Below are 16,070 nucleotides of genomic sequence, written 5' to 3'. Positions count from 1 at the left end.
TTCAGAGGTGCTCGGAGGAGCCGAAGAATTTCGTCATATCGGTACCACGGTCGTATTCGCGCATCCAGGTATCCGCCCAATCGGGTAGCGGCTGATCAGCAGGGTCGTGGTGGGGCATCTGCGAAAGCGCCAGCCGCCAAATCATTTTCACCAGTTGCATCGTCGGGACGGCACCGAACATCGTCAGCGGCCCGGCCTTCCGTCGACGGCCGGGCAGGCGGTTCTTGAAGTCGCGGGTGAAGAATCCGCTCGACATCAGGTCGGCCGCCGAGAGACCACGATCCTCGAGCGGAACGACCTGGTCGAACGTCGTGACGATCGCCTCGGTGACCGAGCCGACGTGACCGAAGGTGCCCTTGATGTGTTTGACGCGGTACCAGGGATCGGGATTGATGTGCCTGCACAGGATCAACCCGGAGCTGCGGTGCTCAATCTCCTCGACGAAGTGCCACATCATCAGGGACGCGACGCGCCGGTCTCCCCCGCGGAACAGCGAATCCCGGTTGTCCAGAATGACTTTGAACAGCGGTGTGAACGTCGCTTCGAGGTTGGCGATGTAGGCGGCGTGGAATTCGATGGGCTGCTCGTCGAGGAGCCGGTCGTAGGCGTCGCAGGCGTCCTCGTAGCAGCGCTCCAACTCGGGATAGCGCGCGACGAGCGCCAGCATGTGCTTGCGGTGCGCGGACGCGTGCTGCGCCTCCTGCCGCAGGAACGCGTCGGCCTCGGCGGCGACGGCAGGATCGTCGTCGAGAATGCTGGCGGCTTTGCGCACGACGCTGACGATGTATCTCTCGAATGGCACCGCGATGAACGTGAACGCATTGCAGAACATCCCGAACTCCGGGTTCGCGGGCTGCCAGTTGAACGGCACCGACGCATCGAACTCCCAGGGAATCTTTCGGACGACCAGGTCCGTCATCGGCCGCCACCTCCCCCTTGCGGGACTTAACATGGGCACCAACGGTGTCTCGGCTCACGGAGCCGCCACCGGGGCTCGGAATAGCGTTAGTGTGACATTTGGACTTATAGATGTAAAGGAGACGATCGTGGCCCCTCGCCCTACCGGCGACGCGGATCAGTCGACGCGGCGACGGATCCTGGACGCCACCTTCGTCGTGCTCGCCAGGGATGGCCGACGCAAGCTGCAACTCTCGGACGTCGCGGCCGAGGCCAGGGTGTCGCGCCCGACGCTGTACCGATATTTCGGCAGCAAGGAAGGACTGCTCGAGGCGTTCGGTCTCTACGAACAGGACAACTTCGACGCCGGGATCGCGACCGCCGTCACCGGGCTGGACGGGCCCGACCGCCTCGACGCCGCGCTGCGATTCATCGTGGAGTTTCAGAGCACATACTCGCTGGGCTCGCTCGCCGACATCGAGCCCGAGCATGTCCTGCATCAGATGAAGCGGGTGCTGCCGATCATTCACGAGCGAATCGCTCGCATCATCCCCGGTGACGACAACGAGGTCGCTGCGGCCGCCGTCGTGCGAATCGCGGTTTGTCACTATGTGATCGGGGGCGGCACTCCCGAGCAGTTTCTCGCCGAACTGCGCCATGCGGCGGGTATCGGCCCGTCGCGGCGCCGGTTGTCGCAGGTCGTCAACGGCTAGCGAGTCAACCAATCGATGATCTTCGCCGCGATCGTGTCGGGCTGCTCGAGGTGCAGGAAATGCCCTACCCCGTCGATGATTTCGAAATGTGAACCGTCCGCAGGTAGGTGCGCGAATACATCGGTGAGGAGTTCGGCACCGATCGCGCCATCGTTCGCACCGTGTAGGCACAGCGTCGGCGCCGGCGGGGGCTGCATCGACGCGAGGGCTTCGGCCTCGGAGTCCGGATCGGTGTACTGCGGATTGAACGACGCCCGGTAGGGTCCCAGGACGTCCGAAATATTCTCGGCGGTAACGCATTTGCGTAGTTCCTCGAGATCAATTGTGGGGTCGTAGCCCGGAGACCAATCCGCCCACAGCGACTCCCAGAAGCCCGGCTGCACCAGCGCGGCCTCGGCGAGGCCGACCTGCTGGATGAACCAGATGTAGAACGACCGCTTCAGCTGGGCGTAGCTGAAGATCCCGGTGGCCAGCGCCGCGGTCGGCGGCACAGCCAGCGCGACGAAACGACCGAAGGCCGAGCGATCGGTGGACACCACGCCGTAGCCGGCATTCGCACCCCAGTCGTGGCCGATGAGCACCGCGCGATCATCGCCGTCGTACTGCGCGCGAACGTCGAGCACGTGCCGCACGTAGGTGCCGACGCCGACGGGCTTGCCGACAGGTGCGTCATAGCCGGGCAGCCACGGTGCCACGACGCGGTAGCCGCGGGCCGCCATCTCGGGACCGAGATGTCGCCACGTGTGCGGGGTGTCGGGGAAGCCGTGCACAAGCACCGCGAGCGGCTTGGTGCCGTCGGCGATGTCTCCGAAGATCAGTGGCGAGGTCACCGTCCCAGCGTATTACATGTGACATCTCAAACGTAAAGTCTGACTTCTTTACATCCAAGGCCGGCTATGTAAATCTGTTCCCCATGGCTGGCATTACGCTCGTCCAACGAGACCTCGCCGCCACCCGTGCGCAACTGCAGAAGTGGTTCGAGCACAGATTCGCCGCCGAGACGGTCGTGTCGGAGCTCGGCACGGCCAACCGCGCGGCCGGATGGTCGAGCGAAAGCCTGGTGTTCTCCGCTCAGGTCGGCGGCGAGACGAACGAGTACGTCATCCGGATCCCACCCAGCGGTGGGGGCATTTTTCGCGAGTACGACCTGGGAGCCCAAACCCTGACCCAGGAGCTGCTGCACGAGTACGGCATCCCAACGCCGTCCCCGATCCTCTACGAGCCCGACCGCGCATGGCTCGGCTCGAAGTTCCTTGTGATGCCACGCATCGTCGGCCACACACCGTCGGACACGTCGTACGCCACGCGAGGCTGGATGCACGATGCGGGATCCGAGGTACAGCGGCGCGCACACGACTCATTCCTCGAGACCCTCGCCCGTCTGCAGCACGTCCCGGTCAGCGAGGCGACCTGGCTGCAACGACCCGCCGGTTTCGGCGTCTCCGCGGAGCTCGGGTGGTGGCTCGACTACGCGCGCTGGGGAACGGACAACCAGGTTCCCGACATCATGACCGAGGCCTTCAACTGGCTGCGGCGCCGTCAGCCCGACGAGACGTCGGCGCTCACGATCTGCTGGGGCGATACCCGGATGTCCAACGCGATCTTCGACGACACCGGCCAGATCGTCGGCGCGCTGGATTGGGAGCAGGCGTGCGTGTGTCCGGCCGAAGCCGACATCGCCTGGTGGCTGGCCACCCGCAAGCAGATGCTAGAGGTCAACGGGATCGACGCGGACCCCGAGCTGCCGGGCTTCGACAGCCGCGCTGCGGTGGTCGGCCGATTCGAAGAGATGATCGGGCGCCGACTCGAGAACCTGGACTGGTACGAGATTTTCGCGATGGTCCGGATGGGCTGCTGCATCCTGCGCACGCAGGTGCTCTTACGCACCAACGGACAGGCCGACCACTTCCTCACGCGCGCGCCGATCCTGCCAGCGTGGACGGTCGACACGATCCGCGCCTAGCCGCGGGACGAGGCAGTCCAGCCCTAGTCGCCGGTGCGGCGCGCGTACGCCCGCAAGGCGAATGGCGCGATCACCGCCGTGATCGCCAGCGACCACAGGATCGTCGCGAGGACCGGATGGTGCAGCGGCAATTGCGCCTCCGGCGGCGCCGGCGGACCGTTACCCCACAGCTCCCGTATCGCCTGGGTCAACGAGGACACGGGATTCCACTCAGCGATCACCCGGAGCCAGCGCGGCATGGGCTCGGTCGGCGCGAAGGTGTTGGCCAGGAACGTGATCGGAAACAGGACGGTGAACATCACGCCGCTGACCGCTTCCACCGATCGCATCAGGGAGCCGATCAGGATGCCGAACCAGATCATCCCGATCCCGAACACCAGGATCAGCACGAAGGCGAGGATCGCATCGGGCACGTTGCCACGGATCCGCCATCCGATGCACAACCCCGTCACCGCCATCACCATCACGCCGATCGACGAGTGCAGCAGGCTGGCGATACTGCGTCCGATCAACACGGCCGACCGTCGGATCGGCAGCGACCGGAACCGGTCGATGATGCCCTTCTCGACGTCGGCGGTGATGCCGGTGGACACCACGAATGCGGTGAACACGATGGTCTGCGCTTGGATGCCGGGCAGCAGGAACTCGCGGTAGGACGCGCTGCCTGCGGTGGCGATCGATGCGCCGAACACGAACGCGAACAGCAGCACGAACATGATGGGCTGCACTGTGACGTCGGTCAGCATCTCCGGCATCCGCTTGGTGTGAATCATGTTGCGCTTGACCATGATCCATGACTGCTCGGCAATGTTGGTCTGGCGGATCCGGGGCCGCTCCAGAGTGCCGTGCTGCTCGCGCTCGGTGGTGCTCATGCGCTGGCCTCCTCGGCGTCCTGGGTGTCCCGGCTTTCGGCACGATGGCCGGTCAGGGACAGGAACACGTCGTCGAGGCTGGGCCGGGACAGGCCGATGTCATCGACTTCGATCGCGCACTCCTGCAGCCAACCGGCGACGCGAGTCAGGTCGGCGATACCGTTGGCCGCCGCGGTGAGCTGCCGTGCGCCCACGTCGACGTGGACCTCGGCCCCGGTGCGGGCGATCAGCTCCCGGGCCGCGGGCAGATCGGTGCCGTGCGAGACGGTGACGACCAGGCTGGCGTTGCCGGCTTGCTGTTTGAGTTCGAGCGGCGTGCCCTGCGCAATGATCCGGCCGTGGTTGACGACGACGATGTTGTCGGCCAGTTGATCGGCCTCCTCGAGGTACTGGGTGGTGAGCAGCAGCGTGGTGCCGTCGGCGACGAGACCGCGCAGCATCTCCCACAGATCGCTACGGCTGCGCGGGTCAAGCCCGGTGGTGGGCTCGTCGAGGAACAGCACCGGCGGTGACGCGATGAGGCTGACCGCGAGGTCTAGACGCCGCCTCATGCCGCCGGAGTATCCGCGGACTGGCCGGTCGGCGGCGTCGGCGATCGAAAACTGTTCGAGCAGTTGGTTTCCCAGACGTTCGAGGCTGCGACGACTGATGCCATAGAGACCGCCGATCATCCGGATGTTCTCGCGGCCGGTCAGCAGCTCGTCGACGGTGGCGACCTGTCCGGTGAGGCCCATGTTGCGGCGCACCATGTCCGGTTGTTCGTGAACGTCGTACCCGGCCACTCGCGCGGTGCCGCTCGTGGGGACCGTCAGCGTCGTCATCATCCGGACCGTGGTGGTCTTGCCCGCACCGTTGGGACCGAGCAAACCCAGCACCGTGCCGTGCGGGACCACGAAGCTGACGGCGTCGACGGCTGGCCGTTCGGCGGGATTGTCACCGAATTTCTTGACGAGGTCGATCGCCTCGATTGCCGGGGAGGTCACGGGCCAACCGTAGCGACGGGGTCCGACGGACATCCAGCGGATTAGTGCTCGCGAACCTCAAGTTCTCCTGCGAGCGTGCGCAAAATCGCGTTCACCAACGGCGTGTCGACTGCAGACACGCACGCTCGCGAGCTTCTCGCGCGGAACTAGGTGACCAGCGAGACCGAGTTGGAGCGGCGCAGCTTGCCCGACGGAGTCTTCGGGATGCTGCCCGGCCCGAGCACGACGACGTTGCGCGGTCGCACGTCGACCTCGGCCACCACCTCGTGGGCGACCTGATGCTCGATGCGGCGAACCTCGACCGGGTCCTGCCAGGCGTTGGACTCCACGGCGACGGCGAACGTCTCCCGCGAATGGCCCGCGTCGAGTCGCACCGCGACCGCGCAGCCGGGCCGGACTCCCTCGACGCGGCCCGCGGCACGTTCGATGTCGGTCGGATAGATATTGCGGCCCGCCATGATGATGACGTCCTTGACGCGGCCACAGACGATGATGTTGCCCTCTTCGGTCACGTAGCCGAGGTCACCAGTGTCGTACCAGCCGTGCTCGTCCTGCGCCGGGATGAAGCCACCCATGGTGAGGTAGCCGGGGGTCAGGCTTTCGCCACGCAGCTCGATGACGCCGACGCCGCGCGCGGGCATGAGGTTGCCGTGCTCGTCGATGACGCGGGCCTCGAGGTCCGTCAGCAGCGGGCCGAGCGAGGCCAACCGCCGGGTGTTGCCCTTGGTGGCGGGCACGGCCCGGCGCAGCGCGGCGAGCAGGTCCGCATCGACCTCGTCGACGACCAGTCCGGCGCCGCACGGTGAGAACGACACCGCCAGGGTGGTCTCGGCCATGCCGTATGCGGGCAGGATCGCGTCAGGCCGCAGCCCGAACGGCTTGCCGGCATCCAGCAGGTCCTCGACGTCGGCGGGCTCGACGGGCTCGGCGCCCGAGAGCGCGAACCGCAGCGTCGACAGGTCGTACTCGCCCGGCTTGGCCTGGCGTCGCAACCGCTTGGCGAACAGCGCGTAGGCGAAGTTCGGCGCCGCGGTCATGGTGCCCTTGTACTTGTCGATCAGCTTGGCCCACAGCAGGGTGTCGCGCAGGAAGTCCATCGGCGTGACCTTGACCAGCTCCGCACCGAAGTACATCGGAATGGTGAGGAAGCCGACCATGCCCATGTCGTGGAAGCAGGGCAGCCAGCTGACCATGACGTCCTTGTCGACGTCGTACTCGGCGCCGATGAACATGGCCTCGGCATTGGAGTGGATGTTGCGGTGCGTGATCTGCACGGCCTTGGGCGAACCGGTCGAGCCGGACGTCAGCTGCATGAGCGCCAGGTCGTCCTCGCCGACCTCGATCGGGTCGGTCGGTTCCGACGCCAGCAGGTCGGCGACGGTCAGGACCTTGATGCCCTTTTCCTCCAGCACCGGGATCGCAACCAGGAACGGCTCGGAGACGACGACGGCCTTGGCCTCGATCATGCCGATGACATTCATCGTGTCCTCGGCCCAGATGACGAGGTCGGTCCGGGGCGTGGGCTGGTGCAGCATGGTCAGGGAGGCGCCGCGCATCCACAGGCCCTGCGCGACCGGCGCGATCTCCACGGGGAAGCCGGCCAGCACGCCGACCGAATCACCGAGTCCGATACCGGCCTCTGCCAGGCCACCGGCGACGGCGCGGGCACGCTCGTGAACCTCACCCCAGGTGTGTCGGACGGGCTCGTGCGGTTCACCGGTGACCATGCCCGTTTTCACAGTGCGGGCGTTTCGGTACATCTTCTCGGTGAAACGGCTCACGACAACCTCCTCGGTTTCCGAACAGGACATGCCCGGATGTAATGCTCCGCCTGATCAGAGGCGCTTTCCAGGAGGCGCGCACACAATTGGGGAGCAGTTGAGTCTCGAATTGGTGATGCCTCGGATTTGCGGTCACCTATGACAAGTCGCCCACCGAGGTTGCCGGCGGGCGCCAAAATCGCGTTCAAACCATGACCGCTAGTTTTCACCGTCGATCATCTTAAACATTTCTTAAGGACCTGCCAAAATCTCGCGATGATTGAGGCCTGAGTCACACCGCGCGCGAGAGCTACACGGTGGCCGACGGTGCAGGCACCACCCGCGCGCCCTGCACAGGTCCACTGGCGACGCGCACCGTGCGGCAGACGCCCTCCCCGGCCATCTGGGTGGCGACGTCGACCGCCGAGGACGCCGACGAGCAGAGGAAGGCGCACGTCGGTCCGGAGCCCGAGACGATGCCGGCCAGGGCCCCGGCGTCGGTGCCCGCGCGCAGGGTGCGCCGCAGTCCGGGGTCCAGCGAGAGCGCTGCCGCCTGCAGGTCATTGCCGAGTAGCGGGGCTAGCTGCGCCGGGTCACCGGAGGCCAGGGCCGCCAGCACCGGCTCGGGATCGTCGAGCCGCGGTGGCGCTTCGCGATCAGCGTCACGCAACCGGTCGATCTCGGCGAATACCGCCGGCGTCGACAGTCCGCCCTTGGAGAACGCCAGCACCCAGTGAAATGTGTTGCGGGCGAGCACCGTTGCCAATTCCTCGCCGCGGCCGGTGCCCAACGCGGTGCCGCCGTGCAACGCGAACGGGACGTCGCTGCCCAGTTGAGCGGCGAGCACGTGGAGATCGCGCCGTGGCACCCCGAGCTCCCACAGCGTGTTCATCGCGACGAGCACGGCTGCGGCATTCGCACTGCCGCCCGCCATGCCGCCGGCAACAGGGATCGACTTCTCGACGGTGATCGCGACGTCCGGTGCGCGCCCGACGTGTTCGGCAAGCAATTCGGCGGCGCGCCAGGCGAGGTTGCGTTCATCGGTCGGCAGGGTGTCCGCACCTTCGCCCGCCAACTCCAGCGACAGCACGTCGGCGTTGCGGACAGTGATCTCGTCGAGCAGCGAAACCGCGTGAAACACAGTGGTCAGCTCGTGATAGCCGTCGTCACGGCGATCGCCGACCTCGAGGTAGAGGTTGACCTTGCCCGGCACCCGCACCGTCACCGATCCCGTCGGAACCCATTCGGATGCGGTGTTGCCATTGGACACCTGTCGACACTATCGGAGGAGACCGTACCCGAGCAGCCGTCTGAGCAGGTCGATCTCGCCGTCGAAACCCCTAGTCTGAGGAACGTGCTGTCGGCCGGCGAGGAGTTTGAGGGTCACGTCGTCGACGAAACGCTGGGCCGCGGCGGATATGCGACGGTGTACCGGGCGCACACCCGGGGCAGAGACGTGGCACTGAAGATCCTCAACGACGAGCACCGCGACCTCCCTCACCTCGCTCGCCTGCGTCGCGAGTTCGAATTCGCCCGTCGCCTAACCCATCCCCACATCGTGACCGTGTACGAACGAGGCGCCGGATGGCTGTCGATGGAACTGGTCACCGGTGGTGGGATCGTCGCCGTGGACACCATGGCGAACCGCCTCGCCGCGCTGGAGCAGATAGCCGAAGCGCTGGACTACACCCATAACCGCGCGATCGTGCATTGTGACGTGAAGCCCGCGAACATCCTTGTCCGCCAGAATCTTTGCAGCGCCGTATTGATCGACTTCGGAGTCGCCCACGCGATCACCGACGATATCGGCCATCGGCCCTCGCAGATCGAGGCGTCGCTCCCCTACGCGGCGCCAGAGCTGATCACCGGCCACGCTCCGACCGGCGCCACCGACGAATACGCACTGGCATGCACCGTCGTCGAACTGGTCACCGGATCGCCGCCGTTCACACCGCCGTCAGGACTCGGCCTCATCGACGCACATCTGCACATGCCGCCGCCACGTCGATCACGTGAAATCCCCTGGCTGCCACGCGTATTCGACGCGATCGTGGCCAAAGCCCTGGCGAAGGCGCCGGAGGATCGCTACGCGTCCTGCCGTGAATTCGTCTCGCTGATAACCCGCGCGCTGCAGTAGCCGGCCGGATCAGACCGGGACGGAACCGTCGCGCGGATTGCGATGGTGCACGACGGGCTTCGGCTCGGCCTGTTCGGGCTCCTGGCTTTCCTCGGACCGTTGCAGCAGTCGGACGAAGTCCGCGACCGACAGCGTCTCACCGCGACGGGACGGGTCGATGCTGGCGGCGAGCAGCCGACTGGCCGACTCGTTGCCCGAGCCCGCCCACTCGGCGAAGGCGTTGCGCGACGTCTTCCGGCGCTGCGCAAAGGCGATGTCGATGAGGTTGAACACGCGCTCGCGGAAATCTTCGTCGGCAGGCCACGGCGCCTTCTCATACCGGTCGATGCGCACCAGACCGGAGTAGACGCGAGGGATCGGCCAGAACACAGTCGGCGAGACCATGCCGTAGCGCCGGACGTTGCCGAAGTAGCGGACCTTCACACTCGGCACGCCGTAGTCCTTGCCACCGGGTTCGGCGGCGAGACGTTCGGCGACCTCGGCCTGCACCATCACCATCACGGTGCGGATCGAGGGGAACTCGGCCAGCAGGTGCAGCAGCGCGGGCACCGCGACGTTGTATGGCAGGTTGGCGACCAAAGCCGTGGGCTCGTCCGCGATTTCGGCGCGACTCAAGTTCAGGATGTCGCGATTGAGCACCGACAGCCGGTTGATCTCACTGTGCGAATGCTCGGCGACGGTGATCGGCAGCTGCCGGGCCAGCACCGGGTCGATCTCCACCGCCGTCACCCGCGCGCCCCGATCGAGCAGGGCAAGCGTCAGTGAACCCAGGCCTGGACCGACCTCTAGGACGTGGTCGTGCCGGTTGACGCTGGACGCCGAAACAATCCGACGAACAGTGTTGGCGTCATGGACGAAGTTCTGGCCGAAGGATTTGCGTGGCCGGAAATCAATCTCTCTCGCCAGGTGTCGTATCTCGGTCCGCCCGAGTAATCGAATGGTCAGCGCGCACCAATCCTCCCGCTACACGTCGGCCACGCACCCCATCCCTGTCGTGCCCGAGTGACCTCAGCAATCGCGATTTGCTCTTCTCTCGTTGCCAAATCAGCCCTGCCAGCATACCTCAGACCACCGTTGCGCTCCCAGGTGTTCTGGTCGAATTGGACCCCACCGTAATATCCGTTGCCGGTGTTGATGGCCCAATTACCTCCGGCTTCGCAACGAGCGAGGGCATCCCAAGTGGCTCCGTTGCTCACTTCCGGGACCTCGGTACCAGGCTTGACGCCGACCCGAAGAACACCGTCACGGGCCGGAACGACCACGACATTGGCTACTGGCATCCTGCCCGTCTCGACGCCATTTATCTTTGCGATGGCAAACGTCACGTCCTGCGTTCCAGGCGTGCCGGGATCCTCCACGATCTCCCGGCTCATGTTCAGTTCGGGGTCTTCGATGCGGTGATTCGCCGGCAGCAGCGGGGCGCGTTCAGTGACCTTCTCGATCCGGATCCGCTTCACGTCGATCCGCATTCCGTCGACGATCGGCGAGGATGCGGCGGGCACGACTTCGTCACTTTGCTGCAGCGGCACACCCGCCGCCTCGAGCAGGGCGGCGACATTCGGCGCGGCCAAATGCACGGTCCGGACCACTCCGGCGTCGGCCAGCTGAACGGTCTTGGCACTGACCACGGGTAGCGACATGCCTGCTAGCGGCACTCGGCTGCCACGCGAGGCGGCCGCGGGCGCCTTGTCGGTCATCTGTAGCTGGCTCAGCGCCTCGTCGACGGTGGACGCGGTGGTCCACACCTCGCGGTTGTCCCGACCGTCCGTGGAAATCTGCAGCGGCCGGCTGCGGCGAAGGACGATCGTGTCGGACTGGTGCACCGACTGATCGGCTGCCGGGTAAAGGTCATCGCGTTCGCCAACGTCGAATCCGTTCTCCTCGACGACGTCGATAACGCGCGACTTCATGGTGGCCACGGAGATCGTCGAACCGTCGACGGCCAGAGTTACTGTTTTATGCGCAGCAACGGCGAAACCACCGGCGAACGTCAACGCAAGCAACGTCACTCCGACCACGAGGCGTAATAACGGCGACCGCTCCTGGTGGATCTTATTCAAGATGTTCAAAACGTGGTCTATCCCGACTATCGGACGGTGGGCCGACCTGCAAGAGCCCACCGAGTTTGATCACAAGACGGTAACGAAAACGCTCACCCGCAGCAACTCGCCAGCCCGTAGGCACGGGCAGCCGTCGAAGTGGTTTCCTGCGCAACGTCCTCAGCAGCTCTGTTGAGGAGTTCGGCCAGCGCACGAACAGTGTAAGGCAGGCAATAGGGCTCATTTGGCGCGCCGCGGTACGGATGGGGCGTCAGGAACGGTGCGTCGGTCTCGACGAGGAGTTGCTGAGCGGGGATCAGCGACGCCGCTTCCCGTAGCGCGGTGGCATTGCGGAAGCTGACCGTCCCGGACAGGCTGAGCAGCCATCCGTTGGCCACGCAGGTCCTGGCCATCGAGGCGTCCGAGGAGAAACAGTGGAAGATCACAGTCTCGGGGGCGCCCTCGGCAGCCAGGACGTCCAGCACGTCGGCGTCGGCGTCGCGGTTGTGGATCATCAATGGCTTGCCAAGGCGCTTGGCGAGGTCGATGTGCCACGCGAAAGCGTCGCGCTGGGTCGCCGGGTCGGCGCAGCCCTCGAGCTTGCCGGGCCAGTACATGTCCATGCCGGTCTCGCCGACGGCGACGACGCGCGGATGCCCGGCCAGCCGCTCGATGACGGTCTTGGTGTCGTCGGTGAGCGCATTGGCGCGCGTCGGGTGCAGCGCCACAGCGCCGTAGACGCGTGAATCGGCCTCGACGGCGTCGGTGACCCAGCGCGCGGAATCGAGATCGTCGGCGATCGTCACGACGGCCTGCACGCCGACGGCTTCGGCACGGTCCACGATCGTGCGGATGCTCTCGGCATCGGTGGCGCCGCACGCATCAAGGTGGGTGTGGGAGTCGATGAGTGGTACGAGCGGTTCCGGGGCCGGGGGCGGGGGACGGTCGCGGCTCACCGCAACACAATAAGCTGACCCACAAATGAGGGAGCCTTACTACATCACCACGGCCATCGCCTATCCCAACGGCGACCCGCACATCGGGCACGCTTACGAATACATCGCGACGGACTCGATAGCGCGGTTCAAGCGTCTGGACGGCTTCGACGTGCGTTACCTGACCGGCACCGACGTCCACGGCCAGAAAATGGCGGAGACGGCGGCCGCCCTTGGCATTCCGACCGCGGAGCTGGCGCGGCGCAACTCCGATGTGTTCCAGCGGATGCAGGAGAAGCTCAACATCTCGTTCGACCGGTTCATCCGGACGTCGGACGCCGATCACTATGCGGCATCGATCGAGATCTGGAAGCGGATGAACGCGGCCGGCGACATCTACCTCGACACCTACTCGGGGTGGTACTCGGTGCGCGACGAAGGCTTCGTCACCGAAGGCGAAACCAGCGTCAACGCCGACGGCGTGCGGATCGCCACCGAGACCGGCGCCCCGGTGACGTGGACCGAGGAGCAGACGTACTTCTTCCGGCTGTCGTCCTACGCCGAGCGACTGCTGGCGCACTACGACGCGCACCCGGAGTTCATCGAACCCGGTGTGCGCCGCAACGAGGTGGTCAGCTTCGTCTCCGGCGGGCTGCGCGACTTGTCGATATCCCGTACGACATTCGACTGGGGCGTGCCGGTGCCCGATCACCCCGATCACGTGATGTACGTCTGGGTCGACGCGCTGACGAACTATTTGACCGGCGTGGGGTTTCCCGACACCTCGTCGGAGATGTTCCAGCGGTTCTGGCCGGCCGATCTGCACATGATCGGCAAGGACATCATCCGGTTCCATACCGTCTATTGGCCGGCATTCCTCATGTCTGCGGGAATCGAGTTGCCGCGCAAAGTCTTTGTGCACGGCTTCGTCCTCAACCGCGGCGAGAAGATGAGCAAGTCGGTCGGCAACGTCGTCGATCCGAACGCCCTGGTGGACGCCTTCGGTGTCGACCAGGTGCGCTACTTCTTCCTGCGGGAGGTGCCATTCGGTCAGGACGGCAGCTATAGCGAGGAAGCGATCATCGGCCGGATCAACGCCGACCTCGCCAACGAATTGGGCAACCTTGCGCAGCGGTCCCTGTCGATGGTGGCCAAGAATCTCGACGGAATTGTCCCTGAGCCAGGCGAATTCACCGCTGACGATCACGAGTTGCTGACCCTCGCCGACGGATTGCGCGCGCGCGTGCGCACCCATTTCGACGCGACCGCAATGCATTTGGCGCTGGAGGCAATCTGGTCGGTCCTCGGCGCGGCAAACAGATACTTCTCCGCGCAGGAGCCGTGGGTGCTGCGCAAGTCCGACGAGGCACGGTTCCGGACCGTGCTGTACACGACGCTGGAGACGGTGCGGATCGCCGCGCTGCTGAGCCAGCCGGTGATGCCCGAGTCGATGGCCAAGCTTCTCGACCTGCTGGGCCAGGCCGACGACCAGCGGACGTTCGCGTCCGTCGGGACCCGGATCGCGCCTGGTACCGAGCTGCCCGCCCCCGTCGGAGTTTTCCCGCGCTACCAGGTGGAGTGACCCACGTCACTTTTTGTCACGATCGACGCGTGGATGGTGTCTCGAGGGCATGACTCAACACAACACCGCACCCAAGGTCGTCGTCATCGGCGGCGGCTACTCCGGAACACTGGCCGCCAACCATCTGCGGATGCGCGGCGGAATCGACATCACGTTGGTAAACCCCCGCCCCAAGTTCGTCGAGCGGATCCGGCTGCACCAGCACGTGGCAGGCAACTACGACGCGACCGTCGACTACGGCAGCCTGCTCGGAGAGGGCATCAACCTGGTCGTGGACACCGCAACCCGCATCGACACCGCCAATCGCATCGTCGAGCTGGCCTCTGGCCGCGCACTCGACTACGACTACGTCATCTACACCGTCGGCAGCACCGGCATCGTTCCGGCATCGGTCCCCGGTGCGGCCGAATTCGCTTATCCCATAGCCGAATTGGAGCAGGCTCAGCGTCTGCGCGCCGTCATCGACCATCTGCCCGCGGATGCACCCGTCACCGTCGTCGGCGCCGGGCTGACCGGAATCGAGGCGGCCACCGAGTTCGCCGAGCAGCGGCGCAACGTCACACTCGTCTGCGGCGGTCAGCTCGCCCCATATCTGTCCGAGCCGGGCCGCCGGTCGGTCGCCAAGGTGATGCGCAAGCTTGGCGTGAAGGTTCTCACGACCGACGTCGTCACCGAGGTCCGTCCCGGCGCCGTAGTGTTCGCCGACGGGGCCGTCCGTCCGAGCGCCGTCACCGTCTGGACCGCCGGCTTCGGCGTCCCGGACCTGGCCACGTCCAGTGGGCTGCAAACCGACGCGATCGGCCGGCTGCTCACCGACGAGACCCTGACGAGCCTGGACGACGACCACATCGTCGCCGCGGGCGACTGCGCCTCGCCCTCGGGCGAGCCGTTGCGGATGTGCTGCGCGTCGGCCTCACAGCTCGGCCCTCAGGCCGCCAATACCGTGCTCAGCCGCATCGCGGGCACGACCGCTGCGAACTTCGAGTACGGCATCCCCGGCGCCTGCATCAGCCTGGGCCGCAAGTACGGCATCCTGCAGATCGCCCGCACGGACGACTCACCGGTCAACGTCTTCTTCAGCGGCCGTCTCGTCGCCAAAATCAAAGAGGGCATCTGCAAGGGCACACTGTGGGGCATGCGCAGAGAAGCCAGCAGGCCCGGATCGGCCTTCTGGCTCAAGAGCGGTCCGCGGCCAACGGAGTCCGCTACCGAGGTGGTGGCGAGCGCGTGATCACCGGGCAGGAGCACGCCGAGCGGTTCACCCATCTGCGGCCGCTGCTGTTCACGATCGCGTACGAGATCCTCGGCTCGGCAACCGAATCCGATGATGTACTGCAGGACAGCTACCTGCGATGGGCGGATGTGGACCTCGCGACGGTGCGGGACACCAAGTCCTACCTTGCGCAGCTGGTGACCCGTCAGGCGCTCAACGCACTGCGTGACGGGGTACGGCGCCGCGAGGACTACATCGGTCCGTGGCTTCCCGAGCCGCTGTTGCTGGATGACCGCGATGCCTCGGCCGATGTCGTTCTCGCCGAATCGGTTTCGATGGCGATGCTGGTCCTCCTCGAAACGCTCACCCCCGATGAGCGGGCGGTGTTCGTGCTGCGCGAGACGTTCGGCTTCGACTACGACGAGATCGCCGGGGCCGTCGGCAAGTCCGTGGCGTCGGTGCGCCAGATGGCACACCGCGCCCGCGAGCACGTGCACGCACGACGTAACCGGTTCGGCCCCGTCGACGCAGAGCGGACCACACAGATCACCGAACAGTTCCTGTCCGCCGCGTCCACGGGCGACATGGATGGCCTGATGGCGCTGCTGGCGCCGAGGGTCACCTGGACGGCCGACCACGGCGGTAAGGCCGCCGCGATCCGGCGGCCCGTCGTCGGCGCGCGAAGGGTCGCGGCGCTCATGGCGCGTCTGTTCGAGGTCGCGAAGGAGATGCCGGACATCCGATTCGAGACGGCGGTCTACAACAGCGCTCCCGCAGTGGTCATCTACACCGGCGATCACCTCGAGGGCGTCTTCGTCTTCGAGGTGATCGACGAGAAGATCACCAACCTCTACGCGATGCGCAACCCGGACAAACTGGTTGGGATCACGACCCCCCGGACCATCAGCCGCTAGTGACGTCGGCCACATAGCGGCTCTTGTTGTCACACTCCCGGTTCCCGTGGTGTCTCGAGGAC

Annotated in this window: 15 protein-coding genes; 6 read left to right on the top strand and 9 right to left on the bottom strand. The window is 65.9% G+C overall.

Annotated elements, in window-relative coordinates; all coding sequences use genetic code 11:
* Nucleotide 1: 1 nt before the first annotated feature.
* Entirely contained in the window at nt 2–919 is a 918-nt protein-coding gene (locus ACIA48_RS23655; protein WP_396737267.1) for a metal-dependent hydrolase, read from the bottom strand.
* A 127-nt stretch (nt 920–1,046) separates the two neighbouring features.
* Here ACIA48_RS23655 and ACIA48_RS23650 point away from each other — a divergent pair, with 127 nt between their 5' ends.
* Complete coding sequence (locus tag ACIA48_RS23650; RefSeq protein WP_396737264.1) at nt 1,047–1,610, top strand: TetR/AcrR family transcriptional regulator; 564 nt, start codon at nt 1,047–1,049, stop codon at nt 1,608–1,610.
* Here ACIA48_RS23650 and ACIA48_RS23645 read toward each other — a convergent pair.
* Nucleotides 1,607–2,440 (bottom strand): alpha/beta fold hydrolase, encoded by an 834-nt coding sequence (locus tag ACIA48_RS23645; protein WP_396737261.1) that lies wholly within the window; start codon nt 2,438–2,440, stop codon nt 1,607–1,609. The genes ACIA48_RS23650 and ACIA48_RS23645 overlap by 4 nt on opposite strands.
* Nucleotides 2,441–2,523: 83 nt before the next feature.
* Between ACIA48_RS23645 and ACIA48_RS23640 the strand changes: the two genes are divergently transcribed.
* On the top strand, nt 2,524–3,573 hold the full coding sequence (locus tag ACIA48_RS23640; RefSeq protein ID WP_396737258.1) for a phosphotransferase family protein: 1,050 nt from the start codon (nt 2,524–2,526) through the stop codon (nt 3,571–3,573).
* Between the two features lie 23 nt (nt 3,574–3,596).
* Here ACIA48_RS23640 and ACIA48_RS23635 read toward each other — a convergent pair whose 3' ends face one another.
* From ACIA48_RS23635 to ACIA48_RS23620, 4 genes are all read right to left on the bottom strand, one after another.
* A complete protein-coding gene (locus ACIA48_RS23635; RefSeq protein WP_396737255.1) occupies nt 3,597–4,445 on the bottom strand; it encodes an ABC transporter permease in 849 nt (282 codons plus the stop codon).
* Entirely contained in the window at nt 4,442–5,461 is a 1,020-nt protein-coding gene (locus ACIA48_RS23630) for an ATP-binding cassette domain-containing protein (protein WP_396737253.1), read from the bottom strand. The genes ACIA48_RS23635 and ACIA48_RS23630 overlap by 4 nt, the downstream gene beginning before the upstream one ends.
* Nucleotides 5,462–5,574: 113 nt before the next feature.
* Nucleotides 5,575–7,209, bottom strand: coding sequence for a fatty acyl-AMP ligase (locus ACIA48_RS23625; protein WP_396737250.1), 1,635 nt, complete (start codon nt 7,207–7,209; stop codon nt 5,575–5,577).
* A gap of 289 nt (nt 7,210–7,498) precedes the next feature.
* On the bottom strand, nt 7,499–8,458 hold the full coding sequence (locus ACIA48_RS23620; protein ID WP_396737247.1) for a 4-(cytidine 5'-diphospho)-2-C-methyl-D-erythritol kinase: 960 nt from the start codon (nt 8,456–8,458) through the stop codon (nt 7,499–7,501).
* 84 nt (nt 8,459–8,542) lie between these two features.
* Here ACIA48_RS23620 and ACIA48_RS23615 point away from each other — a divergent pair, with 84 nt between their 5' ends.
* Nucleotides 8,543–9,325 carry a serine/threonine-protein kinase gene (locus ACIA48_RS23615; protein ID WP_396737243.1) on the top strand — a complete coding sequence of 261 codons (783 nt, stop codon included), beginning with the start codon at nt 8,543–8,545 and terminating at the stop codon, nt 9,323–9,325.
* Nucleotides 9,326–9,334: 9 nt separating this feature from the next.
* Here the strand turns inward: ACIA48_RS23615 and rsmA are convergent, their stop codons facing one another.
* The 3 genes from rsmA to ACIA48_RS23600 form a co-directional block, all read right to left on the bottom strand.
* Nucleotides 9,335–10,270 carry a 16S rRNA (adenine(1518)-N(6)/adenine(1519)-N(6))-dimethyltransferase RsmA gene (gene rsmA, locus ACIA48_RS23610; RefSeq protein WP_396738444.1) on the bottom strand — a complete coding sequence of 312 codons (936 nt, stop codon included), beginning with the start codon at nt 10,268–10,270 and terminating at the stop codon, nt 9,335–9,337.
* On the bottom strand, nt 10,267–11,394 hold the full coding sequence (locus ACIA48_RS23605; protein WP_396737241.1) for a transglycosylase family protein: 1,128 nt from the start codon (nt 11,392–11,394) through the stop codon (nt 10,267–10,269). The genes rsmA and ACIA48_RS23605 overlap by 4 nt, the downstream gene beginning before the upstream one ends.
* Before the next feature lie 83 nt (nt 11,395–11,477).
* On the bottom strand, nt 11,478–12,320 hold the full coding sequence (locus ACIA48_RS23600) for a TatD family hydrolase (RefSeq protein ID WP_396737238.1): 843 nt from the start codon (nt 12,318–12,320) through the stop codon (nt 11,478–11,480).
* Between the two features lie 25 nt (nt 12,321–12,345).
* Between ACIA48_RS23600 and metG the strand changes: the two genes are divergently transcribed.
* From metG to sigJ, 3 genes are read left to right on the top strand one after another with little or no spacing between them, the layout of a single operon-like run.
* Nucleotides 12,346–13,881 (top strand): methionine--tRNA ligase, encoded by a 1,536-nt coding sequence (metG, locus tag ACIA48_RS23595; protein ID WP_396737236.1) that lies wholly within the window; start codon nt 12,346–12,348, stop codon nt 13,879–13,881.
* 49 nt (nt 13,882–13,930) lie between these two features.
* Nucleotides 13,931–15,112: an NAD(P)/FAD-dependent oxidoreductase gene (locus ACIA48_RS23590; protein ID WP_396737233.1), complete on the top strand. Its 1,182-nt coding sequence runs from the start codon at nt 13,931–13,933 to the stop codon at nt 15,110–15,112.
* Nucleotides 15,109–16,008, top strand: coding sequence for an RNA polymerase sigma factor SigJ (gene sigJ, locus ACIA48_RS23585; protein ID WP_396737230.1), 900 nt, complete (start codon nt 15,109–15,111; stop codon nt 16,006–16,008). The genes ACIA48_RS23590 and sigJ overlap by 4 nt, the downstream gene beginning before the upstream one ends.
* Nucleotides 16,009–16,070: the final 62 nt, after the last annotated feature.

Source organism: Mycobacterium sp. NPDC051804, from assembly GCF_044452905.1.
GTDB lineage: Bacteria > Actinomycetota > Actinomycetes > Mycobacteriales > Mycobacteriaceae > Mycobacterium.
This window is presented reverse-complemented; position numbering and strand designations above follow the sequence as displayed.